The following is a 23,913-nucleotide window of genomic DNA, read 5'->3' as shown; positions in this document are numbered from 1 at the left end:
TCCGGGTCTGGTGACGCCCGCTACTGCGCCCGTGCGCGGAACGCGATCGTGTTGACCCGATTGCTGCAGCGGACGGAGCAATAGCGTTTCGAACCGTTGCGGGACAGATCGACGAGCAAGCCGTCGCAATCGTCGGCGCCGCAGAGCCGCAGGCGGTCCCAGGCGTCGGACCGGACGACGTCGACGAGTGCCATGGCGATCTCGGTCTGGACGCGGTCGACGAGCGGTGCGTCGAACTCGGTGGCGTGGAGGTGCCAGTCGAAGCCGTCGTGGCGGCGCAGCTGGGGGAGCGCGGCGGACTCCCGGAGCATCGCGTTGATCTCGGTGACGGCGCGGTCGCGGGTGTCCGGGGCGTCCGCGTCGGAGGCCCAGAGTGCGTGGATCCGTTCCCGGAGCCTGGCCACCGCGGCCCGCTCGGGCTCATCGCCGTCGACCCGACCCGAGTACCGACTGACCCGCAGGAGCTCGACGAGTTGTGGCGGTGTCGCGAGCTCGTCGAGTCCGCTCCGGGACGCCGATGCGCGGGTGTTCACGAGCAGCGCGGCGAAGAGCAGCGCATCCTCGGTGTCAGGGGCAAAATGCAAGTTGACTCCTTACTCTCTCCGAGAGTAGCTTCATCTCAGCCGGGCGTCCACCTCTTCTGCCGGCCCCACTCGCGGCAGCTGGAGACACCCATGAAGCACACGTCCTCGACCACGGTCGGTCTGCTCGTCGCGGTACTCGCCGCGGTCGCGTTCGGCACCTCCGGAGCGTTCATCAAACCGGTGCTCGCATCGGGGTGGAGCCCCGCTGCCGCGGTCACCGTCCGTGCCCTGATCGGTGGCCTGGTACTCGCCCCGTTCGCCCTCATCGCGCTCCGCGGTCGCTGGGACGCGGTCTGGCGTGGACGCTGGCGACTCCTCGGCATGGGCCTCATCGGGGTGGCGGCGACGCAGCTCGTCTACTTCGCGGCGCTGCAGACCATCGCCGTCGGGACCGCGATCCTCGTCGAGTACATGGCACCGCTGCTGCTCGTCGCCGTCGCATGGGTGCTGACCCGACGTCGTCCTGCGACGGTCGTGCTCGTCGGCTCCGTCGTGTCGCTCGTCGGGCTCGTGCTCGTCGTCGCTCCGAGCGGTGGCTCGACGCTCGACCCGGTCGGCCTGCTGTTCGCCATCCTCGCGATGGTGGGCTGCGCCGCGTACTACGTCATCTCAGCGCGGCCGGCGAAGGGGTTGCCTCCGGTGGCGTTCGCCGCCATCGGTCTGCTCATCGGGGCGCTCAGTCTGTGGCTCGCGGGGCTCGTCGGCGTGCCGTTCACGACCTCCGACGCCGACGTCACGGTGCTCGGCACCGACGTCGTGTGGTGGGTGCCGCTCCTGTTCGTCGGGGTGGTGTCGACGGCCGTCGCCTATGCGGCGAGCATCACCGCGAGTCAGATGCTCGGCTCCCGACTGGCCTCCTTCGCGGGCCTCCTCGAGGTGGTCGCGGCGACCGGGTTCGCCTGGATCCTCCTGGGGGAGCAGCTGTCGCTCGCGCAGCTCCTCGGTGGAGTCTGCATCCTGCTCGGGATCGGCTTCGTGCGCTCCGAGCGGGCTCCCGCCGTGCCGATCCCCGTCGCGGTGCAGTGACGGGGTCAGCGGTGTGGGACCGGGACGGCGGCGTCGAGGTCGGCGAGGATCGCCATGACCGCCGCCCGCCCGGCCCGGTTCGCTCCGACCGTCGACGCTGAGGGGCCGTACCCGATGAGGTGCACCCGCGGCTCGTCGGCTGCCCTGGTGCCGTCGATCCGGATACCGCCCCCGGGCAGTCGGATGCCGAGCGGTGCGAGGTGGTCGAGCGCCGCTCGGAACCCGGTGGCCCAGAGGATGGCGTCGACCGGGAGGAACGAGTCGTCGGCGAGGACGACCCCGTGCTCCTCGATGCGGCGGAACATCGGCTGACGCACCAGGACGCCGCGCGCCTCGGCCGCTCGCGCCCACGGCGTCCAGTGCATCCCCGTCACGGAGATCACGCTGCCCGGTGGGAGGCCTTGGCGCACGCGTTCCTCGACGCCCTTGATCGCCTCCACCCGGGCGGCGGTGTCGAAGTCGTCCTCCACCCACTCCGGTTCGCGTCGTGTCATCCACACCGTCTCCGCCACCCGCGAGATCTCCTCGAGCAGCTGGATGGCCGAGATGCCGGCACCGACGACGACGACGCGTCGGCCGCGGAACTCGTCAGCGGAGACGTAGTCGGCCACGTGCAGCTGGCGTCCGGCGAAGCGTTCCCGTCCCGGGTACGCGGGCCAGAACGGTTTCGTCCAGGTTCCCGTCGCGTTCACGACCGCCCGTGCTCGGAACACGGCGGGTGGGGAGCCGGTGCCAGAAGAGTCAGCGCCTGAGGAGTCGGAGCTCGCCGCGGTCTCGACGAGGAGTCGACCGTGCGGGTCGTCGTCCTCGCGGCGGACGGCGCGGACCTGCGCCGGGCGGCGGACCGCGAGGGCGAAATGCTCCTCGAACGCCGCGAAGTACGGCGGGATGACGTCGACACTCGGGGAGGCGGGATCGAGCTCGGGCTTCGGCATGCCGGGCAGGTCGTAGATCCCGTTGACGGTCGACATGGTGAGCGACCGCCATCGGTGCTGCCAGGCGCCGCCCGGGGCGTCGTTCGCGTCGAGGACGACGAAGGTGCGTGCTGCGGTCGCGGCTTCGGTGGTGCCCAGCGGGACGAATCCGCGGCGATGCAGGTGGTACGCGGCCGACAGCCCGGCTTGACCCGCGCCGATCACGACGACGTCGACGGTCTCCGGAGTGCTCACGTGCTCTGCAACGTCGTCGACCGCTCCGGCATTTCCGACGGCGTCCGAGCTCGCCTCCGCGATTCAGCCGTGGGCCAGGACCTGCACGCCGATGACGAGGACACCCAGGAGTACGAGGGCCGCGAGCGCGATGAGCTGTTGCCAGACGGACAGCCGGGCGCGCCGGACGGCGACCCACCCGCTGAGCCCGAGGGTGACGAGGTAGACGATCGCGGACACGCGGAGGGAGGTCTCGACTTCCATGACGTCGAACACGGCGAGCACGAGCAGGATGGTGGGGGTCGCGACGGTGAGCAGCGAGCCCCACGCGATCCGGAGCATGGAGTGCCACCCGCGCTCGTCGGGGAACGCACCGTGGGCGGCGAGGTGCGCGATCATCTCGGCGACCAGGCCGGCGAGGGTGATGCCGACCACGCCGATGACGAGCGAGAAGAGCGCATCCGGCGCGTCGTGGTGCTCCACGTTCGCCGCCAGCACGAGGACGATCGCGAGGCCGGTGAAGGTCGCGTAGACGCGCTCCTTGAGGTACTTCGCGACCGTCTCGACGTCGCCGGGCGGCAGCCCGCGTCCCGCCGGACCGTGTGCGTCCCGCTGCCGTCCACGTCGTCGATCCGCCCAGGTTCCGCCGTCCGTCATGGTCCAGAGCGTAGCCGCCGTCGCGGGATAGAGTGCCGGGTATGAGCGAAACGATCATCACCGTCGAGGGCCGCTTCGACTACCACCACCCGGCTGAGCGTGGGACCGTCCTCATCTCGGCGGGGTTCCAGGGGCCGGAACGTGAGCCCGTCGTCTCCCGGACCACCGCGCTGCACCGGGCGCTCAGCCAGACGGCGGAGCAGTTCCGCGCGCAGTCGGCCGTGACCTGGTGGTCGGCCGACCGGCTGCGGGTGTGGAGTGAGCGGCCGTGGAACAAGGACGGGAAGCAGTTGCCGCTCGTGCACCATGCGTCGGTCGCGCTCGAGGTGAAGTTCGCCGACCTCCAGGCGCTGGCCCGCTGGGCCGAGGAGATCGCGGTCCAGGACGGCGTCACGGTGACGGGTGTCACGTGGGCGCTCACCGAGGCGACGAAGCACCGCATCACGGCCGAGGCCCAGCACAACGCCGTCCGCGACGCCGTGGACCGCGCGACCGCCTACGCGCGGAGCCTCGGGCTGGGCACCGTGCGGCCTGTTGCGCTGGCCGATCCCGGCATGCTGGGTGACGAGACCCGCACCTCGGGGACCCAGACCGCGGCGCCGATGATGCGCGGGGCCGCCGCACCCGCGGGCGACACCGGCCTCGACCTAAAGCCGGAGGACATCACCGTGTCCTCCCGGGTGCACGCCCGCTTCGCCGCGTCCTGACCTGACGATCAGCTCGGCGCGATGCTCGGCTGCACCTCGGGTGCGCGACCGCGCCGAGCTGAGAGCACGGCACCGATTCCGGCACCGACCACGCAGGCGATGCCGAGCCACTGCGGTGTCGTGAGCTCCTGCCCGAGCACGAGGAGTCCGGCGATCGCGGCGATGGCTGGCGCGGATGCGAGCAGGATCGAGAAGGTCGCGGCGCTGAGGCGTCTGAGGGCGACGAACTCCAGCGCGTACGGCACGGCCGACGAGAGCGCGGCGACACCCAGCCCGAGCAGGAGGATGACGGGATCGAACAGGGCGGTGCCGGCGGTCGTCGCGGCGAGCGGGATGGTCACGAGGGCGCCGATGGCGGCGGCGATCGCCAGACCGTTCAAGCCGGGGAACTCCGTCCCCGTCCGCGCCGACAGCAGGATATAGCCGATCCAGAGGGCGCCGGCGGCGAGCGCGAGGATGACGCCGAGCGGGTCGAGTGCGGCCGTCGGTCCGTTGTGGAGGAGCACCCCGCCGAGGAGGAGGACGCCGACGAGGGCGACGCCCGCCCAGAGTGCGCTCGTCCATCGACGACCCGCGATGACGCTGAGCGCGAGCGGGCCGAGGATCTCGAGGGTCACCGCCGGGCCGAGCGGGATGCGGTCCAGTGCCAGGTAGAAGCAGACGTTCATCGCGGCGAGGACGAGCCCGAAGCCGACCGCCGATCCCCAGGCGCTCCTCGGGTGTCCGCCCAGGGCCGGGCGGGCGACGGCCAGCAGGATGAGCGCGGCGAACACGAGCCGCAGCGTCACCATGCCGATCGGACCGACCTGCGGGAACAGCGCGACCGCGATCGACGCGCCGAGCTCCTGGCAGACGAGTCCGGCCAGGACGAGGAGGGCGCCGGTCGCCGCCTGGCTCGGTCGCGGTCTGCGGATCACTGCACCACGCTAGCGCGCCCCGGTCGCCGAGCTTGTCGAGGTGCCGCCCCAGCCGGGCTCGCCGGTGCGGCATCATGAGGGCATGAGGATCGACGAACTCGCGTACCTTCGGGCGCTCGCCGAAGACGGTCACGTCCCGTACGCCGCTGAGGCGCTCGGTATCTCCCAGTCGACGCTCACGCGGGCGATCGGTCGGCTCGAGGCGGACGCCGGGGTCGAGTTGTTCGATCGCCACCGCAGCCGGCTCGAACTCAACCGCTACGGCGAGATCCTCCTCGTGCACGCGCTCCGGGCGCAGACCGAGCTCGACAACGCGCAGTCGCGGATCGACGAGCTCCGCGACCCCTCGGCCGGTCTCGTGTCCATCGCCTACGTCTCGTCCCTCGGCGGCTGGCTCATCCCGCGCATCGTGAGCGAGTATCGCCAGCTACTGCCGGACATCCGGTTCGTCCTCGACGGCGGGAAGGCCGACAGCGTGCTGGACGCGCTCCGCTCCGGCTCGGCCGACGTCGCCTTCCTCAGCCCGGAACCGCGGGATCCGGACATCGAGTGGCGTCCGCTCACCTCCGAGCGGCTCGCGCTCGGCGTGCCGGTCGGGCATGCGCTCGCCGATCGGACGTCGTTGGCTGCGTCCGACCTCGAGCAGACGGAGTTCCTCGCGATGACGACTGACTCGGGGCTCCGGCAGATCGCGGACGCGTACTTCGCGAGGCATGGCGTCGTGCCCCGCGTGACGATGGAGGTGTCCGAGCTGTCGACGCTCCGTGGTCTCGTACGCGCCGGGGTCGGGATCGCGGTCCTCCCCGATTCCACGAGCATGGAGGGCGTCGTGCTCGTCCCGCTCGACGACGAGGCGGTCCGGGTGATCGGTGTCGCCACCAGCCGTGCCCGGGCGGTGTCGCCGGCCGTCGAGCAGTTCGTGCGGTTCGTCCGCGAGGAGTGGGTGAGCGCGCGGATCCACTGAGTCGCCCGAACCTGCACGACATCGACCGGGATCCGAACCGTTTCGGGCAGTTGACGGGCCGGCCGCTCAGTGTTCGTGGGTGGTGCTCCATGGCGTGAAGGCGTCCGGGTAGTGCGCCCACGCCGCCGGCCCGGCGAGGAGTTCCTCATCCGTCAGGGTGCAGGCGTGCAGGGCAGCGGAGATGGCGACCTCGTCGAGGTCGATCCCGGTGACGACGAGCTCCTGACCGAGCGGTGCGCCGGGGTCGTTCGTCTCGAACGACGTGGGTTCCAGATCGATCATCGTGCCGACGTGTTGGAGGACGCCGACGCGGGAGGCGCGCGTCGCGAGGACGAGGAACCCCGCCGTACGGATGACCTGGCCGAACCGCCCCGCCTCGATCGGTCCGTCGAAGCACGCGAGGAGTCGTTCCGGGTGCATCGGTCGGGGGCTGACGAACCGCAGGGTGGTCACGCGCTCGTGATCCACCCACGGCCGGTGCTCGCCGTTCAGCATCGCGATCCACCCGGGGGACGTGCTGAAGCGGTCCAGTTCGAACGGGGAGTCGCGGAAGCGCGCGAGCGGCTCACGGTTGCTCGCGGTCGCCGGAGTGCCGGGCGTGACGCGCGGTCGGGCTGCGACCGGTTCGACCATCCGCGTCAGCGCCGTCGGGTTCAGGTGGCTGAGGAGCGCGAGGAGCACCGCGAGCCGCTCGTGAGTGACGCCACGTCGGCCGGCGACGGCGATGGTGTCCGCGTACTCGAGCTGCTCCACGGTGATCATCGACCGCGCGGTGTACGCCGTATCGCCGTCCTCGTCGTGGGTGACGTACTCGTCGTCCTGGAGGTCGTGCAGGAGATGGGCTGCGTCGACGACGGTCACGACGGCGTCCAGGACGGCCGTGTCGCGGTGCCCGAGGACGGCGGAGACCGCGTCGACCGGGCGGACCGTGCTCCCGCAATCGAGGACGAGGTGCCGGGGAGCGAGCGGGTGTCGCGCGACGGCGTCGATCGCGTCGTCGATGTCAGGGTGGGCACTCTCGGCGTCGTCGTGCCGCTCGATCGTGACGAGCGCCGCGGACCTTCCGGCGACCTGTCGGGCGACGGTGCGACGCTCCGGCGGACAGGTGCCGAGGACGAGCGTCACGGTCAGCGGGATGCGAGGCGTGGTCACGGCGGGTTCTCCTGGTCGATGAGTGCTACAGTGCGTTCTGTTGAGAATCGTTCTCAACAAGGTAGCACGCATCGTGATCACCAGGAGGTCGCCATGAAGGTCCGCGCATCACTCAAGTCGCTCAAAGACAAGCCGGGGTCGCAGATCGTCCGCCGCCGTGGCCGGGTGTTCGTCATCAACAAGCAGAACCCGCGGTGGAAGGGTCGCCAGGGCTGAGCGTCAGCCGCGCACCACGTTCACGACAATCGTGACGACACCCAGTGCGGCGATCACGTACGCCCAGAAGCGGACGGGGATGAAGAAGAGTGTGGAGCTCGGGCGACTGTAGAGCTGCTCGCCGGTCTGCGGGTGGCGCACGGGGACGGCCTCCTGCTTCACGGTGATGCCGTGCTCGTTGACGTACGGCTGCGCGAGCTGCTGCCACACGACGACCGGCCGCGGTGCATCAAGCTTCGCCAGCGCGAACTTCCCGAAGGCCCAGCACGCGACGGCGCCGAGCAGGAATCCGATGCCGACGAACACCCCGGACTGCGCCGATCCGCCGTCGGGCGAGACGATCGCCTTGATGAGGAAGCCGGCGCCGACGGAGAGCCCGAAGATCAGGAAGACGACGATGCCCCAACGGGTCCAGATGATCATGTGTGCTCCTCTTCGGGTGTCGGTCGCGACGCGCAGCTGATCACGCGGCACCCGCGCGACCGTCGGCTCGTCCATCACGGTACCGAGGTCGGCTGTCCACCCGCGATGGGGAGCGGTGCCCATCGCGGCGGACCTGACGAACCGCTGGAGGTGCGCTGAGAGCGCGAACACGCCGCGCATCGACGGATACGCTGCTCTCAGCGAGACGTGCGGACGTCGCCAGGTGGGAGCCGGTGGGGCTGGTGGGTAACGACGACGAGAAGACACGGGTCGCGACGATCTTCGATGTGGCGCGTCTGGCCGGAGTCTCACACCAGACCGTGTCGCGGGTGCTCAACGATCTGCCGAACGTGCGCCCCGCGACGCGGCAACGGGTCGAGCAGGCGATCGCGCAGCTGCGGTACACGCCCTCGCAGGCCGCACGGTCACTCGTCACCCGCCGTTCACGCACGATCGGTCTGATCACGACCGGTGGGCCGGACTACGGGCCGTCGAGCACGGCGCTCGGCTTCAACGAGGCTGCACGGGATGCCCGGTATGCCGTGAGTATGGCGAGCATGCTGGAGTCGGATCCGGCGTCGCTGCGGCAGGCCGTCGAGTTGCTGCTGCGGCAGAACGTCGAGGCGATCGTGCTCATCGCGGCGCATCGTGGGGCGCTCGACGCGGTGCGCGGGATCGAGCTCGGGGTGCCGCTCGTCGCGGTCGAGTCGAGTCGTCGGGACGGGTTCCACCGTGTCTCCATCGACCAGTACCAGGGGGCGCGGATCCTCGTCGACCACCTCGTCGGGTTGGGGCATCGCCGTATCGCGCATCTCGCGGGGCCGGCGGATTCGGTGGACGCGTTGGAGCGGGTGCGGGGGTGGCGTGACGCGCTGTCCGAGCACGGGCTCGTCGCCCGCGAGCCGCTGGTGGGCGACTGGACGCCGGGGAGCGGGTTCCGGCTCGGGCGGGAGCTCGTGGCGGGCCTCGGAGTCGGAGACGATGACGACGGGCGGGCCGGTGAACGGGTCGGTGGGCTGTTCACGGCCGTGTTCGCGGCGAACGACCAGATGGCGCTCGGGGTGATCCACGCGTTGTCGGAGCGGGGCCTGCGGGTGCCGGGTGATGTGAGCGTCGTCGGGTTCGATGACATCCCGGAGGCTGAGCACTTCGCGCCGCCGCTGACGACGATGCGGCAGGACTTTCCCGAGCTCGGGCGGACGATCATGTCGACGCTGCTCGAGGTGCTGAGCGATGCGGACTCCGTCGGCGTGGTGCGTTCGGTGCCGCAGCTCATCGTGCGGGAGTCGACGGCGGCTCCGAGCGCCTGAGCTGGGCTCGATCCCGTTCCTCGGCCCGGCGCCCCGCACCCGAGGCAGCAGCCCGGTGCCTGAGCCGGAGTTCTTGGCCCCCTGAGCAGGTGTCCAGGGTTCCTGAGTCAGTGTCCCCGGTCCCTGAGCTTGTCGAAGGGCGGGTGGTCGCTCGTGGGCCCTTCGACAGGCTCAGGGACCGGGATGGCCGGGTTGTCGAATACGGCGTCGTTCACCGAGCTTGTCGACGGGTGGTGGTTCCCGTCTCGCTCCCTGAGCTTGTCGAAGGGTGGGTGGGCCGGTTCGTCATCGGCCCTTCGTGTGGCTCGGGGGTTGGGTGGTCCGGTCGCTGAGCTTGTCGAGGCAGCGTGGTTTCCGTCTCGGTCCCTGAGCTTGTCGAAGGGCAGGTTCAACGGCTGTTCGTGTGCCCTTCGACAGGCTCAGGGACCGGGATGGCCGGGTTGTCGAGTAGGGCGTCGTTCCCTGAGCGTGTCCGGGTGTGCTGGGTCCCCGCTTCGGTCGCTGAGCTTGTCGAAGGGTGGTTCCCGTGTCGGTCCCTGAGCTTGTCGAAGGGCAGCGGGTGCGGAGGCAGACGGGTGCCCCGGGTTCAGGCGGCGAGGTGGATGCGTCCGCCTCGGATGGGGGTTTGGTGTCGGTCGATGTGGCTGGGTGGGATGAACCAGGGGACACCGTTTTGGACGCGGATGGTCCAGTGGTCGTCGTGGATGCGGTGGTGGTGGAAGGGGCAGAGGAGGATGCCGTTGTCGAGGTTGGTGGGTCCGCCTCGGGACCACCAGGTGATGTGGTGGGCTTCGGTGAAGGATGGTGGGTGGGTGCAGCCGGTCCAGGCGCAGCCGCCGTCGCGTTCGGCGAGGGCGAGTTTCTGGGCGCGGGAGAACAGTCGGGTGCTGGTGCCGAGGTCGAGGACCTGGGATGGTCCGCGGAGCACTGCGGGGATGAGGTTGGCGTCGGCGGCGAGGCGGCGGAGGGCGCCGGGGCCGATGGGTTCGTCGATGCCGTCGATGGTGGTGGTGCCGAGACCGGTTTCGAGGGTGTCGTGGTCGGTGCGGATGATGACGGTGACGGGGGTGAGTTCGGTGGCGGCGCTGCTGCAGCCGGCCAGGTGGCGGAAGGTCTCGGTGAGGGCGATGGCGCGGCGTCGGTCGATGGGGATGAGCGTGGTGGCGGGCATGGGGTGACCGGACCCGTCTGGGGCGTCGGTGTCGGACGGCTGCTCGGGGTCGATGAAGCGGGGTTTGCGGATGCTTGCGGTGATCAGGGCGTCGAGGCCGGCGCGGATGAAGGCGGCGCTTTCTGGGGCGAGTTCGGCGCGGAGGAGGGTCATGCCGGTGGGGAGTTCGTGGATGGTGCAGCGTTCCGCTCGGCGGAGGAGTTCGTCGCGGGGTTCGCGGCCGTCTTGGTCGAGGCGGGTGCGGACGAGTTTCGCGATGCGGGTGACGTCTTGCAGGGGTGTGTGTCCGGCGTGCTCGATCGCGATGACCGACGCCGCCTCGAGCTCGCCTCTGCTGCAGATGCGGCCCGCGTTGCGGAGCTCCCGGACGATGACCGCGGCCCCGTCGACGCTCAGGGGTGCCCGTGGTGTGCCGAGCAGGCTCAGGCCACGTGGGTCATCTTCCGCCGTGGCGGAGAGCGGATCGGCGGTTAGTTCGGTTGTGGCGTCGAGATCCTGGGTCGGTTCGACTGCCGCAGCGACCGCCGGGAACGGGCATTCCTCCAGCTCGCCGAGCAGCCCGCGAGGCTGCGTGATCGCGGCACCGACCTCCGCGATCGCGGCGCCTCGGGCGCGTGCCACCCGCCACCGCTCGGACACCATGACGCCCGGGTTCGCGTAACCGGCGGCCCGCACGAGCGTGCCGTCGCGGCCAGTAGGCGAAGGTCGGAGGGCGATCGCGCCGACGACGCGGGCGGCGAGGACCTCGACCGCGTGCTGCACGGCGCCGAGTTCGTCGAGGAGACGGAGGATCGCCTCGTCGTTCATGTTCTCGAGCTGCTCCGCGACACCTGCGCCGGGGCGGATCGCGTCGAGCGCGCCCTGCCAGACGGCATCGAACCCGGCCGCGGCGGCGGCGAGCGGGTTCGGTGCGGTGCTGGTCATGGATCCATCCAAACACGGACCACTGACATTCGAACGGCCAACGAATCATCCGCTGATCTGGGTATTTATCCGACAGTTGATGTTTGCTCGTGGGCCCTTCGACAGGCTCAGGGAGCGGGTGTCCTCGGCGGTCGATGTGCGGCGGGGGAGGCTGCCCGTGGGCCCTTCGACAGGCTCAGGGAACGGGTCTCCACGGTTGTCGAGGAGCGGTCCGGCAGGTCCCTCGGGGTGCCCTTCGACAGGCTCAAGGACCGACGGTGACGCGGTCGCGGAGTCCGCCTCTGGTGGGGAAGGTCGCTCGTGGGCCCTTCGACAGGCTCAGGGAACGAGTGTCCTCGGCGGTCGAGGTGCGGCGGGGAAGGTTGCCCGTGGGCCCTTCGACAGGCTCAGGGAACGGGTCACCGCGGTTGTCGCGGCGCGGTCCGGGAGGTCCCTTGTGGGCCCCTCGACAAGCTCAGGGACCGGCCGCGACACCGCAGCGCCAGGCCCGCGCGTAGGATCACCGCATGCGTTCATCGGCGATCGACACGGTTCTGACGTTCATGCGGGCGTTCCGCGAGCAGGATCGGCCTGCCGCCGAGGCGCTGATGCATGCGGATTTCGTCTTCACGAGCCCGCAGGACGACCACCTCGACCGGACGATGTGGCTCGAGCGCTGCTTCCCGAGCGCCGACCATTTCGACACCCCGGGGGTGACGCTCCAGATCGTCGAGACCGACGGCATCGTCCTCCGCCGCTACGAGTATGTCGTGCAAGGGAAGACGTACCGCAACCTGGAGGCGACTCGCGTCGTCGACGGCACCGTCCGGGAGGTCGAGGTCTACTTCGGTGGCGCTGTCTGACGGGTCTCCGCCGATTCGCCCGGCAGGTCCGCGACTCAGTGGCCGAGCAGCGCGTCGAGCCGTTCGAACCCCTCGACGACGCCACGCTCCATTCCGTTCTCGATCATGCCGCGCGTCCTTCGATGCTCGGGAACACGCTCCATCCCGACACGCGCGTACGGCCGTCGCCGAGGTCTGAAAACCGTATCGTCGAGATCTGTCAAGGTCCGCGCTGCCCATCGGGTCGCTCCACCCCGTTCTGACAGGATTGAGGCATGCGCATGAGTTCTCGTCGAACGACCCTGGCCGCAGCACTCACGGTCGCCGCCCTCGCCCTCACCGGTTGCTCCACCGGCTCCTCGTCGGACGCGGATCGATCCTCCGCCTCGCCGACGCCGTCGGTGTCGCAGCCGCCGAGCACGCCGCTTCAGGAGCAGACGCTCACCGACGACGTCGACGGTACGAAGGTGACCGCCCTCGCGATGGTCGATGACTTCCCGGCGCCTGCAGGCACCACCGACGGCCTGCGTCCGATGCTCGTCCAGGTCCGACTCGAAGCCGGCGACGAGTACGGCGGCAGCGTCTTCCCCTATCGCGTCTCCGTCACCACCCGTGCCGTCAACCTCGACTACGTGACGCTCGGTCTCGGAACGCCCGAGGCGCTGAAGGCGCCGATGGCCGCGGCCGGCTACTCGCTCCTGCAGGCGACACCGGCCGGTGAGACGGCGACCGGCTGGATCGGCGCGTGGGTGCGCACCGATGAGACCGAGTTCGACCTCGTCTACGACCGTCCCGAGGGCAAGGTCATCGGCGGCAGCAAGAGTGGCGAGGTCGTGCCGCCGAGCCGCGACATCGCACCGCTGATCCCCCAGGACTAGCCGGACCGCGCCGTCCCCACCGAGCAGTGGAGGCGGGTCCGTCGACCAGCCGGACCATCGAGCTGACGAGGCCTCACGGCAGGACGAGTACGCCGCCCGTCGCGTCCTCGAGGAGCGCGGCGAGGCCCGCCTGGAAGGCGTCGCCCGCCCGCTTCGCCACCTCGGGCATGCCGTTCGGCACCGTCCGGGGTTCGTCTGCCCGCCGAGCGGACGCACCCGGCCACACCACCGCGGTGACGTTCGCTGTCGGTTCGGGCAGCTGCGCTCCGACGACGAGGAACTGTCGCCCGAGGTTCGAGGCCGAGGAGCGGTCGGCCGCATCGAGCAGCTCGGGGCCGAGGACGACGACGAGATCGGGCGAGTCGGCCAGCACCTCCGCGAAGGGATCGCCGGAACCGGACGCACCGGGGGACACCGTCGCCGTGCGAACCGTGGCCGAAGTCGCACGTGAGCGGACCGCGTCGACCGCGGCGTCGAGCTCGGGGTCGGTGCCAGGGGCCACGGCGGTCACGATCACGACGGTGAATCCGGCCGGCGCGACCGCGGTCGACCACGTCGTCGGGTCGGGCGTGCTCGACGCTCCCGGCACCGGCTGCGTGACCCCGTTCGGGCCGACCGGCGCCGTGGGCGTGCCGGTCGCGTTCGCCACCGCCGCCGTGACGTCGCTCGTGGCTGGAGCCGTGCACGCGGTGAGGGCGATGGTGAGCGCGACTGCGGCGGTGACCGCCGAGAGGGAACCGACCGTTCGCCGGTCGGATGCACGGAACAGTGGCATACAGGATCCGATCACGGGATGAAGGGTGGGGAGGTCCGACCGGGGCCGGATACGGGAACGCGGGCGTCCCCGTCGTCAGCTCGCGGACGAGCACGGACGACGAGGACGCCTGCGCGGTGGCCTCAGTCCTCGCGAGGTGCGCGGGCGCGACGCTGCAGCAGCGTCAGCGCGCCGCCCAACAGGAGCATGAACGCGATCGCGACGATCCCGCCGATCTCCGCGCCCGTGTTCGCGAGCGGGTCGGAGCCGGACGCGACCGGCGCCGGGGATCCAGCGCCCGTCCCGCTGCCGGCGCCCGGTGTGCCGGGAACGGCGGGGGCAGCGGTGACCGTGATGGAGCGACTCGCCGTCGCCGTGTTGCCGGCGGCGTCGGAGACCGCGTAGCTCAGGGCGTAGGTGCCCGGCTTCGTCGTGTCGACCGATCCCGAGACGGTGATCGCGGCGGTCAGATCGCCGTCGCGCGCATCCGTCGCCGTGACGCCGGCGAGCGCGTCGAATGCGGCGCCCTGCTCCACCGTGGTCTCGGTCTCCGGCAACACCAGTTGCGGTGCGACGGTGTCCTCGCGCTGCAGCGTGACCTCGTCCACGACGCTGTTCACCGCCGCCCGAGCGGCACCGTTGGCCTCGCTCCGGAGCGTCGTGATCGTGATGGAGTCGTCGGTCACCCGGATGTTCGAGTAGTTGCGTGTGTACTCCTGGTTGATCACCGAGGCGAACCAGGCGTCGGGCGCCTTCACGTCGTAGTACTTCGACCCGCTCGCGGAGTTGGCCGTGACGTAGAGGACCTCGCCGGCCCCGGCCGTGACCGTGCCCTGTGCGGCGGTCTCGTCGGGGTTCGCGAGCTCGCCGTCCTTGATGAGGTAGCTGCGCGTGTAGCTGTGGTCGTGTCCCTGGAGGACGAGGTCGACGCCGAGGTCGGAGATGATCGACGGCAGCTTCGCCCGCATGTCCACGATCTGCGTGTCGTTCGTGTGCGCCGCCACCGAGTAGATCGAGTGGTGGAACACGAGCACCTTCCACTTCGCGGTCGCACCCTGCTCGGCGACGACCTGCTCGAGGAACGCGGCGTGCGAGTCGTAGTCGCTGCTGTTCGAGTTGATCACCATGAAGAGGACGTCCTTGTAGGAGAACCAGTAGTCGCCGCCCGAGGAGGTACCGGAGGTCGCCGCGCCGGCGGTGGGGTCCAGGTTCGGCACGTTGTAGTGCTGCTCGTAGGCCTTCGAACCGACGTCGTGGTTGCCGTTGACGGGCACGAGCGGCATGGTGCGGAGCTGCTCGGGGGCGAGGAAGGCGTTGTAGTGGTCCTCGTTACCGGCGCGCTCGACCTGGTCACCCGCTGAGAACAGCAGTTCCGCATCGGGGTAGGCGGCCTGTGCGACGTCCAGGGTGTCGGCCCAACCGGCCTGGTCGTTCGCGACGTTCCCGGAGGCACCGATCTGCGGGTCCCCGACGAAGAGGAAGTCGTAGTCACCGGAGAAGGACTTGGTCGTGAATGCCGAGACCTCCGACCATCCGTTGTCGTCACTGCCGACCCGATAGACGTAACCGGTGCTCTCGGCGAGGCCCGTGATCGTCGCGAAGCGGTTGAACTCACCACTCGTCGTGACGCCGCCGACACCCGGCACGTTCACCGCCGACGCCTCGGGGAAGGCGTCACCGGTCATCGCGGACGCCGGTGCGACCTGGGCGACCTGGGCCACATCGCGGTCGCTGTACCAGGTGATGCCGCGTTCGCTCTCATCGGCGCCGATCGTGAGGACGACGTCGGAGATGGAGACGGGTTCGTCAGCGGCGACCGGGGCGAGCGAGGTCAGGTCGAAGTAGATGTCCGAGCTCGTGGCCCGGTCCTGGTAGAGCGCGACCGCGACGGTGTTCTCGCCGGCGACGAGTGCGCTCGCCGGGACGGTGAACGTGGAGGTGAGCGGATCGCCGTTGCTGGCGCCGGCGTACATCTGGTTGCGTGACGCCTCCGGCGCCGCCTCGACCTGCTCGTCGACGAAGCCGGCGACCTTGGTGCCGTTCACGAAGACCTGCACGGCGTCGTCGTACACGATGCTGCCCTGGAGGCTGTCGAGTCCGTCGAGCTGCTCGCCGGTCAGCTCGAAGTCCGAACGGAAGTGGTACGTCGGCACATCGGGTGCAGCGCTGCCGTCGACGTACTGGTTGAGCAGGGTCTTCGCGGTGTGCGGGCCGATGCCGGTCGCGCGACCGTTCTTCGCGCCGAAGCTGCCGTTCGCGGTCTTCCAGGCGCTGTCGTCGAAGCCGCCCTGCGTCCAGACCAGGCGGTCGGCGGAACCGGCGGCCGGGTCGCTCGCGTCGTCGGAGTAGCTCCAGACGGTCGACGCGGTGTCGAGGAAGGTGTCGGGGTACGAGGCAGCCTGCGCCGGTGCGGCGGCGGTGGTGCCGACGCCGGCGAGGAGCACGAGCGCTCCGAGGGTGCCGCCGGCGAGTCGCGTCGCGCGGTGTCGCGAGCGGTGGCGCGTGTCAGTCGCGCCGGTGATGTCATTCACGCAGATCTCCAGTGTTCTTCCGAGGTGTGGGCATCGCCCGCACCGCCGAGCGAATCGCGACGCTCGGCAGCCGATCACGGTACGGAGACCGGATGAATGAGCGGTTGCGGGCGGACGACCCCGCGGTGACCGCGCGGTGACCCCGCCCGTCAGGTGTCGTGGGATCTCGCGTCAACCCCGGGTGGATCCGCTGATATTCGGTACGCTGATGGCATAGCATTCGCCGACGAAGGAGATCCCGCATGCCCGTGCCCTCAGCCAACCCGCCCGTCGAGCGTCGTTCACTCCGCGAGGTCGCGGTCGAACGCATCCGCACGGCCATCTTCGACGGCACCCTCGAGCCCGGTGAGCACCTCAACGACGGCGAACTCCAGTCCTGGCTCGGGATCTCCCGCACGCCGATCCGCGAGGCCCTCAACGACCTCGCCCGCGTCGGCCTCATTGAGATGGCCGCACAGCGGTACACCCGCGTCGCCCTGCCCGACCCGGCGCAGCGCACCGAGGTCATGCAGACGCTGGGTGCGATGCTCGGCGGTGTCGTCCGCGTCACCGTCCCCGGCCTCGGCGCGACGCAGAAGAAGGCGCTCGTCCGCGCGATCAACCAGGTGATCGTGGTCGTCGAGCAGCGCGACATGGCCGAGCACGGGCGACTCAGCTGGGAGCTCTTCGACGCGTTCATCGCCGCGTGCCCGAACGCCACGCTCGTCGCTGCGACGAAGGACATCATCGACGGCCTCACCTACCGGTCCTCCGCGACGCGCACCGAGGAGAACACCGACTGGGCTGCCAAGGAGCAGGGCTACCCGGCACTCCGCGAGGCGGTCGAGGCCGGCGACGCGATCGCCGCCGAACTGGCCGTCGAGAACATCTTCCGCCTCTCCGCGCAGCTGTAGCCGGTCGGCCCTTCGACAAGCGAATCCTGAGCTTGTCGAAGGGCAGGGACCGGGGTCCGGTCACCGAGCCCAACCCCGGTCACCGAGCTCGTCGAGGTGCCAGCACCGCCCGCCCGGCGAACCCGAGGAGCACGACCACCGTGCCCACGATGACCGACGTCGGCGGCAGCGTGAACATGAGGACGACGCAACCGACGGCGCCGAACACACTGACCGCGCGCGGGTACCGTCGGTGCTCGCGCGTCTGGCGGAACGCCGCGACGTTGGCGACCAGGTAGTAGAGCAGCACGCCGAACGAGGAGAACCCGATCGCGCTCCGGAGGTCGACGAGCAGGACGAGCACGATGACGACCGCGCCGACGAGCAGCTCCGCGCGGTACGGGGTCGCGAAGCGCGGGTGCACCGCGTCGAGCGCTCGTGGCAGGTCGCCGGTCCTCGCCATCGCGAAGGCGGTCCGGCCGATGCCCGCGAACACCGCGAGCAGTGCTCCCAGACAGGCCGCCGCCGCACCGAGTCGCACCAGGGTCGCAGCCCACGGCCACCCGTTCGCCTCCACCACCGCGGCCAGGGGTCGCGCACTGGCTGCGAGGCCGTCCGCGCCGAGCGTGAGCAGCGACACGACCGCGACGGCCGCGTAGACGACCACGGCGACGGCGAACGCGATCCCGATGGCGCGCGGGATCGTCTTGGCCGGATCGCGGACCTCCTCGCCCAGGGTCGCGATCCGCGCGTACCCGGCGAAGGCGAAGAACAGCAGCCCCGCCGACTGCAGCACGGTGAGCGGGCTGGCGTCGAACCCGAGCGACGCGACCCCCGTCCAACCGGCGTCTGGCCCGACGACGCCTGAACCGACGACCACGGCGAGGACCAGCAGGACGGCCACCACGATCACCCGGGTCGCGGTCGCGGTGCGGGTGACCCCGAGACAGTTGGTCAGGACCACCGCGGCGACCGCGACCGCGGCGACCGGACGACTCCACTCGGCCGGTGCCGCATACGCGGCGAAAGCGACCGCCATGGCTGCCGCGCTCGCGGTCTTGCCCACCACGAAGCTCCATCCGGCGGCGAAGCCCCACCACGGCCCGATGAGTTCGCGGCCGTAGAGGTAGGTGCCGCCAGCCGAGGGGAGTTGCGCGGCGAGTTGCGCGGAGGACATCGCGTTGCAGCAGGCGACGACCGCGGCGATCACGAGCCCGATGAGGAGTCCCGCGCCGGCGACCTGCGCCGCCGGCTGGAACACCGCGAAGACCCCGGCGCCCATCATCGAGCCCAGGCCGATGAACACCGCGGCGCTCGTGCCCAGGCGTCGCTGCAGTCGGGGGTCGCTCACCCGATCACGGTAGCGCCGTCAGGTGAACAGTGGGGTGCTCCGGTCACCGACCCCTGCGGACGACGGTCTGCCGCAGGACGCGCAGCAGCCCCAGGAAGCCGAGGAACCCGATGAACGCCGCGATGAGATCGAACACCCGTAGGCCGCCGGGGAGGACCGGGCCGGCACCGGTGACGACGAGGACCACGGCGATCACCAGGGCGGCGATCGAGATCAGGGTTCCGACGATCTCAGCGGTCACGCCTTCCACGAGCCCCTTCGCCGGTTCGTCGGCGAAGCCCTTCAGCGTCACGCCGACGGTCCCGTCCTCGAGTCCGGACAGCAGCGAGTCCAGTCGACGTGGGAGGTTGCGGGCCAACGCGGCGGTGACGGCGGCCTGCGCCTGCAGGGTGACCGCGGTCTGCCGGATGGACTGGGAGCGGCGGAGGAGACGCGGGACCATCGGGAGGGCCTGTTCGAACATGTCGAAGTCGGGGTCGAGCGCCTTGAGGCACCCTTCGAGGGTCGCGAAGCTGCGGAACGCGGCGGCGAGGTCGCCGGGGAGCGCGATGTGATGCTGGCGGATGACGTCGAGGAGTCGGCTGAAGATCGAGCCGTCGCCACCGGGGCGGTGACGCTCGGTGGTGATGACGATGCCCACGTCGTGGCGCAGGGCGTCGAGGTCGGCGTCCTCGGGCAGGTCGACGATGAGCAGGAGGGCGTCGGTCGCCGCGATGTCGTCCTCGCTGACGGTCGCGAGCATCACCGCGGTGAGCCGCTGCCGCTGGCTGCGCTCGATGACGCCGACGGCCCCGAAGTCGATCAGCCCGAGCGATCCGTCCTCGCGGAGGATGACGTTGCCCGGGTGGAGGTCGGCGTGGAAGACGCCGTGCACGAGGATCTGTTCGAGCACGACCTCCATGAGGCCGGTGGCGAGGGTCTCGCGTTCCTCCTTGGGGATGGTCGCGATGCGGTCCCGCGCTCGACTGAGCGGCAACCCGTCGACGAGGTCCATGGTGAGCAGGCGGGCGCCGGAGGCCGCCGGATAGACGCGCGGCACCGTGATCCGGACGCCCTCGTCGCGCTCCTCGCGACGCTTCAAGGTGCTGCGGATCATCTCCACGTTGCGGGCTTCGATCCGGTAGTCGAGCTCCTCGAGCAGCGTCGAGGTGAAGGCGCGCGCGACCGAAGCGAGGCGGAGGTCCTGCCCGAACTTGGTGTGCGTCTCAGCGCGCTCGGCGAGGCGGACGACGATGTCTGCGTCGGCCTCGACCTGCACCCGCGCGGCCGGTCGCTGGACCTTCACGACCACGGGGGTGCCGTCGAGCAGCTCGGCGGTGTGCACCTGCGCGACGGACGCCGCAGCGAGCGGCTCGGAGTCGATCGACGCGAACACGGTGTCGATGGGAGCACCGAGTTCCGTCTCGATGACGACCTGGACCTCGTGCCAGGGCAGCGTGGTCGCTTCGGACTGCAGCGACGCGAGGGCGCTGAGGTACGGCTCGGGCACCAGGTCGCGTCTCGTCGAGAGCACCTGTCCGAGCTTCACGAAGGTGACGCCGGAGTCGTTGATCGTGGCGATGATCGCGTTGGCGCGCTGCTCGCTCGTGGTGAGTTCGAGCTGGACGCGGGACCGGCCGTGCACGAGCCATCCTGCGCCGTGCCGCGACGCGATGGTGAGGATCTGCAGGTATCGCCTCGTCCGTCGCCGTCGTTTGATCGCGGAGCGGACGACGTCGATCGGGTTCATCAGCGGCCGGGTCGGGATGATGACCTCGATGGCGACGAGGACACCGAGCCCGAGCGCGAAGATCCAACCGATCGCGAGGAGGGCGACGGCGATCGCCGCGAAGGCCGCTCGAGCATCTCCGGACTCACCCGGCTGGACCAGGCCGGTCTGTTGCAGCAGCCAGTTCACGAACGGTGGGCCGGTGACGAACACGACGAGCCCGACGAGGATGCTGCGCGGCCATCCGACCGGGGCGTCGAGCACGCGTCGGGCGGCGAATCCGAGGAGCAGCGCCGACACGACCGCCAGGACGATGGTGAGTGCGTCAGTCAGCATCCGGCATCCCCTCGTGGGTCGAGCGGTCGTCTCGTCCCGCCCGCCAGCGTATCCGGCCCGGCTGAGCGAGCGCGAGCGATGATGCGCTCACCGAGAGCGCACAAGACGCTCTCAAACGCGGCTTGGGCGGACATCTTCTGCACTCTCGGTGGGCGGGTCATCACCCGAGGGCGTCGCGACGGCGGATGAGTTCCTGTAGTTGCTCGTCACGGCGGTCGGCGTCCATCCGTCCCATCGCGCGCAGTGAGGAGTCGTATACGGATGCCGCTTGCTCCGTCGTGCAGTCGAGCACGGCGGCGATGCGGGCAAGGGACTCGTTCTCCGACATCGTGCTCCCGACCACGTCTGCGATCGCGGCCCAGGACCGACGGGCGTCGGAACGCACACGCTCGTCGCCGATGTGTCGGTCGAGCTCTCGGCGCTCGCTCGCGGGGTCGGCCCGGTGGCGGTTCTGCTTGGCGACCTGACGCGCCACCATCTCCGCGGTCAGCTCGACCCGGAGCGGTTCGGCGAGGCGGAGCCCGAGTTCGACGACCACGACGTGGAGGTCGCACGGTCCTTCTCGGAGCTCCGTCGGGGTCGCGCGTTCCTGGACATGCACGGGGACCCGGGCGTACTCACCCGGCTCGAGCGGGACCCCGCGTTGCTGCGCTGAACTCATCCAGGCGAAGCCGAATGTGACCTCGCCCGGTTCCGTGAGCGCTCCGATGGCATGGAAGGAATCACCCTCTGGAGACCAACGAGAGTGACCGAGGTTGACGACGTCGATGACGAGCTGCGTCGGGTCGGAGATCTCCTCCACAAACGGCGGCCAGCGGAGCACCAAGCCCTGTCGGCGTTCTGCTCGGCTCGGTCGCACGACCAACGTGTCCGGGTGCACGCGCACCACCGGAGGCTGCTCTCCCGGATGCAGCTGTGCCAGGCGCCAGGTCCGGTGGTCCGCGTCGACCGGCGAACCGAGATACACCGCACCGCTCTCCAGCCGGCGGAGCACCCGCCAACCATCCGACGGGGCCTCGGCGGTGGTGGCGTCGTCGACGCCGCAAGCCAGTTCGTCCGCCAGCTCCGAGAGTGTCGTGCCGTCGCCGGTGAGTGCGTCGCCGTCGACCTCGAGGTCCCCGATCCGTGGTGCATCATCCATGGAAGCCATGCCCGATGGTCTCACGCGACCACCGCCACCGGCTCGGTCTCGTCGTCACCCCGCGGTGAAGGCCGAACGGCGTCCCGCGATCGTGAGCAGCAGCGCAGCGAGCCCGAGGGCGATCATGACCACCGGGAGGATCAGGCCGTCGAAGGTGCCGAGGAGGAGCGCCCCGAGGACACCGCCGGCGAAGATCGCGAGGTTGAACGCGACGGGCAGGAAGGAGTTCGCGATGTCCGAGTGCTCGCGTCCCGATCGGGTGAGCGCAGACTGCAGCTGGGCGGAGGAGCCACCGAACGCCAGCCCCCACAGGACCGTCGCGACGAGGACGGCGACGATCGACGCGTGGCCGAGCAGAAGCAGCACGCCCGCCGTGACGAACATCGCGACGCTCCCGTGGAGCAGCGCGCGCGGAGCCCGGTCGATGAGCGCCGCCGTGAGACCGATGCCCGCGATGGACGCGACGCCGTAGACGAGCAGCACGAGATCGGCCCCAAGTCCCGTCCCTGAGGCCCGAAGGAACGGCGAGATGTAGGTGTAGACGGTGTTGTGAGCCAGCATCCAGACGACGATCACCGCGAGGACCACCGCGACACCGGGCAGGACGAGCACCCGTCGAAGCGGGAGCCGTGCCGAGCGAGGCTGCCCGGGCGCGTCGGGCACCACCACCGCGATGGACACGAGCACGACGAGCGCGAGCGCCGAGAGTCCTCCGAACGCCCAGCGCCAGTCGAACGCGGTGCCGAGCCACGCCCCGAGCGGTGTCCCGAGCGCCAGTCCGGCGGGCGCTCCGACGGACACGATCGACAGTGCGAGGCCTCCCCGGTCGGGCGGGCTGATACGGCGCCCGTAGGCGGCGAGCATGCCCCAGATCACCCCGCAGAACGCACCGGCGACGAACCGCGACACCAGCGCGACGACGACGTCCCCCGCGACCGCGGTCACGGTGTTCGCGAGGATGAGCCCGACGATCGCGCCGAGGAGCAGTGGCTTGCGACGCATGCCACGGGTGAGGGCGAGCGCCGGGATCGTCACGAGCACGGTCCCGAGCGCCCACACGCTGATGAACTGACCGATCAGGCCCTCGCTCGTGTCGAGATCCCGGGCGATGACCGGGAGGAGTCCGGCCGGCATCGTCTCCGCGGCCACGAGGACGAACCCCATCGCGGCGAGGGTCGCCAGTGCGAACCAGGGCATCCGGGTGGGCGTCCCGGCTGCGGGGAGGGTCGACGAACCGGCCGACGCGTCCGGCGTCGAGGTGGTCGGTGCCGCGGGGCTCACAGCGTCAGCAGCACCTTGATCGCACGGCGCTCGTCCATGGCCCGGTAGCCCTCGGCCGCGTCCTCGAGTGGCAGAGTGAGGTCGAAGACCTTCCCCGGGTCGATCCTCCGCTCCCAGATCATCCGGATGAGCTCGGGGAGGAACCGTCGCACCGGCGCCGGCCCACCGTGCAGGTGCACCTCGGCGAAGAAGAGCTCGTCGAGCGGCAGCGAGACACCCTCGTGGGCGACGCCGACGAAGCCGACGTGGCCGCCACCGCGAGTGGAGCGGATCGCCTGCAGCATGGACTCCTCGGTGCCGACCGCCTCGATGACGCTGTGCGCGCCGAGACCGCCGGTCAGCTCCTTGATCCGTGTGACACCCTCGGCGCCGCGCTCCTCGACGATGTCGGTCGCACCGAACTCGCGGGCGAGCGCCTGTCGGTCGGCGTGACGGGACATCGCGATGATGCGTTCCGCCCCGAGCTCCCGGGCCGCGAGGACGCCCATGAGTCCGACGGCTCCGTCACCGACGACCACGACCGTCTTCCCCGGCCCCACCTCGGCGGCGACCGCGGCGAACCAGCCCGTCCCGAGCACGTCGGACGCGGCGAGCAGCGAGGGGATGAGCTCCGCGTCCGGCTGCCCGGGCGTCGCCACGAGCGTGCCGTCGGCATGGGGGATGCGGGCGAGCTGCGCCTGCGTGCCTGCGGCGACCGACACGAACTCAGCGTGCACGCACTTCGACTGGTACCCCGCCTGACAGATCTCACAGGTGTTGTCGGAGGTCACGAAGGAGCCCACGACGAAGTCGCCGACGGCGATCGTCCGCACGTCCTCGCCGACCTGCTCGACGACACCGACGTACTCGTGCCCCATGTTCGTGTGGTCGACGGGCTCGACCCCGCGATACGGCCACAGGTCGGACCCGCAGATGCAGGTCGCCGTGAGCCGGATGACGGCGTCGGTCGGGTCGACGATGGTGGGGTCCGGACGGTCCTCGACCCGGACGTCGCCGGGCGAGTGCATGACGACTGCGCGCATGTGTGCTCCTTCTGTCGGG

Annotated in this window: 22 protein-coding genes; 8 read left to right on the top strand and 14 right to left on the bottom strand. The window is 70.5% G+C overall.

The window, feature by feature from the left end; genetic code table 11:
* Positions 1-20: 20 nt before the first annotated feature.
* A complete protein-coding gene (locus IFR14_RS20100; protein WP_079707430.1) occupies positions 21-584 on the bottom strand; it encodes a CGNR zinc finger domain-containing protein in 564 nt (187 codons plus the stop codon).
* Between the two features lie 90 nt (positions 585-674).
* Between IFR14_RS20100 and IFR14_RS20095 the strand changes: the two genes are divergently transcribed.
* Complete coding sequence (locus tag IFR14_RS20095) at positions 675-1,610, top strand: EamA family transporter (RefSeq protein WP_079707429.1); 936 nt, start codon at positions 675-677, stop codon at positions 1,608-1,610.
* A gap of 5 nt (positions 1,611-1,615) precedes the next feature.
* On the opposite strand, the gene IFR14_RS20090 is transcribed toward IFR14_RS20095, so the two are convergent.
* Positions 1,616-2,779 carry an NAD(P)-binding domain-containing protein gene (locus IFR14_RS20090; RefSeq protein ID WP_191942073.1) on the bottom strand — a complete coding sequence of 388 codons (1,164 nt, stop codon included), beginning with the start codon at positions 2,777-2,779 and terminating at the stop codon, positions 1,616-1,618.
* Between the two features lie 63 nt (positions 2,780-2,842).
* Positions 2,843-3,415, bottom strand: a complete 573-nt coding sequence (locus tag IFR14_RS20085; RefSeq protein ID WP_191942072.1) for a hypothetical protein — start codon at positions 3,413-3,415, stop codon at positions 2,843-2,845.
* 41 nt (positions 3,416-3,456) lie between these two features.
* Here IFR14_RS20085 and IFR14_RS20080 point away from each other — a divergent pair, with 41 nt between their 5' ends.
* Positions 3,457-4,122 carry an SIMPL domain-containing protein gene (locus IFR14_RS20080; RefSeq protein ID WP_124767676.1) on the top strand — a complete coding sequence of 222 codons (666 nt, stop codon included), beginning with the start codon at positions 3,457-3,459 and terminating at the stop codon, positions 4,120-4,122.
* Positions 4,123-4,130: 8 nt separating this feature from the next.
* Here the strand turns inward: IFR14_RS20080 and IFR14_RS20075 are convergent, their stop codons facing one another.
* On the bottom strand, positions 4,131-5,039 hold the full coding sequence (locus tag IFR14_RS20075; protein ID WP_342365763.1) for an EamA family transporter: 909 nt from the start codon (positions 5,037-5,039) through the stop codon (positions 4,131-4,133).
* Positions 5,040-5,121: 82 nt separating this feature from the next.
* Between IFR14_RS20075 and IFR14_RS20070 the strand changes: the two genes are divergently transcribed.
* Entirely contained in the window at positions 5,122-6,003 is an 882-nt protein-coding gene (locus tag IFR14_RS20070; protein WP_079707425.1) for a LysR family transcriptional regulator, read from the top strand.
* Positions 6,004-6,069: 66 nt separating this feature from the next.
* Here the strand turns inward: IFR14_RS20070 and IFR14_RS21530 are convergent, their stop codons facing one another.
* The gene (locus tag IFR14_RS21530) at positions 6,070-7,155 is read right to left on the bottom strand and encodes a GTP-binding protein (RefSeq protein ID WP_191942071.1); all 1,086 of its coding nucleotides are present in this window, start codon (positions 7,153-7,155) and stop codon (positions 6,070-6,072) included.
* Positions 7,156-7,248: 93 nt separating this feature from the next.
* Between IFR14_RS21530 and ykgO the strand changes: the two genes are divergently transcribed.
* Complete coding sequence (gene ykgO / locus IFR14_RS20060; RefSeq protein ID WP_079707423.1) at positions 7,249-7,371, top strand: type B 50S ribosomal protein L36; 123 nt, start codon at positions 7,249-7,251, stop codon at positions 7,369-7,371.
* Between the two features lie 3 nt (positions 7,372-7,374).
* Here ykgO and IFR14_RS20055 read toward each other — a convergent pair whose 3' ends face one another.
* Entirely contained in the window at positions 7,375-7,794 is a 420-nt protein-coding gene (locus tag IFR14_RS20055; RefSeq protein WP_064294781.1) for a hypothetical protein, read from the bottom strand.
* 242 nt (positions 7,795-8,036) lie between these two features.
* On the opposite strand from IFR14_RS20055, the gene IFR14_RS20050 reads away from it, so the two are divergent.
* Positions 8,037-9,104: a substrate-binding domain-containing protein gene (locus IFR14_RS20050; protein ID WP_191942070.1), complete on the top strand. Its 1,068-nt coding sequence runs from the start codon at positions 8,037-8,039 to the stop codon at positions 9,102-9,104.
* A gap of 586 nt (positions 9,105-9,690) precedes the next feature.
* Here the strand turns inward: IFR14_RS20050 and IFR14_RS20045 are convergent.
* Positions 9,691-11,199 carry an HNH endonuclease signature motif containing protein gene (locus IFR14_RS20045; protein WP_191942069.1) on the bottom strand — a complete coding sequence of 503 codons (1,509 nt, stop codon included), beginning with the start codon at positions 11,197-11,199 and terminating at the stop codon, positions 9,691-9,693.
* Between the two features lie 506 nt (positions 11,200-11,705).
* Here IFR14_RS20045 and IFR14_RS20040 point away from each other — a divergent pair.
* Both IFR14_RS20040 and IFR14_RS20035 read left to right on the top strand, forming a co-directional pair.
* The gene (locus IFR14_RS20040; RefSeq protein ID WP_191942068.1) at positions 11,706-12,041 is read left to right on the top strand and encodes a DUF4440 domain-containing protein; all 336 of its coding nucleotides are present in this window, start codon (positions 11,706-11,708) and stop codon (positions 12,039-12,041) included.
* 260 nt (positions 12,042-12,301) lie between these two features.
* Entirely contained in the window at positions 12,302-12,898 is a 597-nt protein-coding gene (locus tag IFR14_RS20035) for a hypothetical protein (protein ID WP_191942067.1), read from the top strand.
* Between the two features lie 73 nt (positions 12,899-12,971).
* Here IFR14_RS20035 and IFR14_RS20030 read toward each other — a convergent pair whose 3' ends face one another.
* Entirely contained in the window at positions 12,972-13,673 is a 702-nt protein-coding gene (locus tag IFR14_RS20030; protein ID WP_191942066.1) for a BMP family ABC transporter substrate-binding protein, read from the bottom strand.
* 122 nt (positions 13,674-13,795) lie between these two features.
* Positions 13,796-16,183 (bottom strand): immunoglobulin-like domain-containing protein, encoded by a 2,388-nt coding sequence (locus IFR14_RS20025; protein WP_191942065.1) that lies wholly within the window; start codon positions 16,181-16,183, stop codon positions 13,796-13,798.
* A 242-nt stretch (positions 16,184-16,425) separates the two neighbouring features.
* On the opposite strand from IFR14_RS20025, the gene IFR14_RS20020 reads away from it, so the two are divergent.
* Positions 16,426-17,076 (top strand): GntR family transcriptional regulator, encoded by a 651-nt coding sequence (locus IFR14_RS20020; protein ID WP_191942064.1) that lies wholly within the window; start codon positions 16,426-16,428, stop codon positions 17,074-17,076.
* A gap of 79 nt (positions 17,077-17,155) precedes the next feature.
* Here the strand turns inward: IFR14_RS20020 and IFR14_RS20015 are convergent, their stop codons facing one another.
* The 5 genes from IFR14_RS20015 to IFR14_RS19995 form a co-directional block, all read right to left on the bottom strand.
* Positions 17,156-18,406 (bottom strand): amino acid permease, encoded by a 1,251-nt coding sequence (locus IFR14_RS20015; protein ID WP_191942063.1) that lies wholly within the window; start codon positions 18,404-18,406, stop codon positions 17,156-17,158.
* Between the two features lie 43 nt (positions 18,407-18,449).
* Complete coding sequence (locus IFR14_RS20010) at positions 18,450-20,450, bottom strand: ABC1 kinase family protein (RefSeq protein WP_191942062.1); 2,001 nt, start codon at positions 20,448-20,450, stop codon at positions 18,450-18,452.
* Positions 20,451-20,610: 160 nt separating this feature from the next.
* Complete coding sequence (locus IFR14_RS20005) at positions 20,611-21,591, bottom strand: hypothetical protein (protein ID WP_191942061.1); 981 nt, start codon at positions 21,589-21,591, stop codon at positions 20,611-20,613.
* A gap of 54 nt (positions 21,592-21,645) precedes the next feature.
* Complete coding sequence (locus tag IFR14_RS20000) at positions 21,646-22,872, bottom strand: MFS transporter (RefSeq protein ID WP_342365760.1); 1,227 nt, start codon at positions 22,870-22,872, stop codon at positions 21,646-21,648.
* Positions 22,869-23,894, bottom strand: coding sequence for a zinc-dependent alcohol dehydrogenase family protein (locus tag IFR14_RS19995; RefSeq protein ID WP_137244257.1), 1,026 nt, complete (start codon positions 23,892-23,894; stop codon positions 22,869-22,871). Before IFR14_RS19995 ends, IFR14_RS20000 begins: the two co-directional genes overlap by 4 nt.
* Between the last annotated feature and the right edge of the window lie 19 nt (positions 23,895-23,913).

Source organism: Plantibacter sp. CFBP 8775 (genome assembly GCF_014839505.1).
Lineage (GTDB): Bacteria > Actinomycetota > Actinomycetes > Actinomycetales > Microbacteriaceae > Plantibacter > Plantibacter auratus.
This window is presented reverse-complemented; position numbering and strand designations above follow the sequence as displayed.

Bases quoted from the DNA above. Each gene is read 5' to 3' on its own strand.
- IFR14_RS20095 (WP_079707429.1), top strand. From the start codon at position 675: ATGAAGCACACGTCCTCGACCACGGTCGGTCTGCTCGTCGCGGTACTC.
- IFR14_RS20085 (WP_191942072.1), bottom strand. From the start codon at position 3,415: ATGACGGACGGCGGAACCTGGGCGGATCGACGACGTGGACGGCAGCGG.
- IFR14_RS20080 (WP_124767676.1), top strand. From the start codon at position 3,457: ATGAGCGAAACGATCATCACCGTCGAGGGCCGCTTCGACTACCACCAC.
- IFR14_RS20070 (WP_079707425.1), top strand. From the start codon at position 5,122: ATGAGGATCGACGAACTCGCGTACCTTCGGGCGCTCGCCGAAGACGGT.
- ykgO (WP_079707423.1), top strand. From the start codon at position 7,249: ATGAAGGTCCGCGCATCACTCAAGTCGCTCAAAGACAAGCCGGGGTCG.
- IFR14_RS20055 (WP_064294781.1), bottom strand. From the start codon at position 7,794: ATGATCATCTGGACCCGTTGGGGCATCGTCGTCTTCCTGATCTTCGGG.
- IFR14_RS20045 (WP_191942069.1), bottom strand. From the start codon at position 11,199: ATGACCAGCACCGCACCGAACCCGCTCGCCGCCGCCGCGGCCGGGTTC.
- IFR14_RS20040 (WP_191942068.1), top strand. From the start codon at position 11,706: ATGCGTTCATCGGCGATCGACACGGTTCTGACGTTCATGCGGGCGTTC.
- IFR14_RS20035 (WP_191942067.1), top strand. From the start codon at position 12,302: ATGAGTTCTCGTCGAACGACCCTGGCCGCAGCACTCACGGTCGCCGCC.
- IFR14_RS20030 (WP_191942066.1), bottom strand. From the start codon at position 13,673: ATGCCACTGTTCCGTGCATCCGACCGGCGAACGGTCGGTTCCCTCTCG.
- IFR14_RS20020 (WP_191942064.1), top strand. From the start codon at position 16,426: ATGCCCGTGCCCTCAGCCAACCCGCCCGTCGAGCGTCGTTCACTCCGC.
- IFR14_RS20010 (WP_191942062.1), bottom strand. From the start codon at position 20,450: ATGCTGACTGACGCACTCACCATCGTCCTGGCGGTCGTGTCGGCGCTG.
- IFR14_RS20005 (WP_191942061.1), bottom strand. From the start codon at position 21,591: ATGGATGATGCACCACGGATCGGGGACCTCGAGGTCGACGGCGACGCA.
- IFR14_RS19995 (WP_137244257.1), bottom strand. From the start codon at position 23,894: ATGCGCGCAGTCGTCATGCACTCGCCCGGCGACGTCCGGGTCGAGGAC.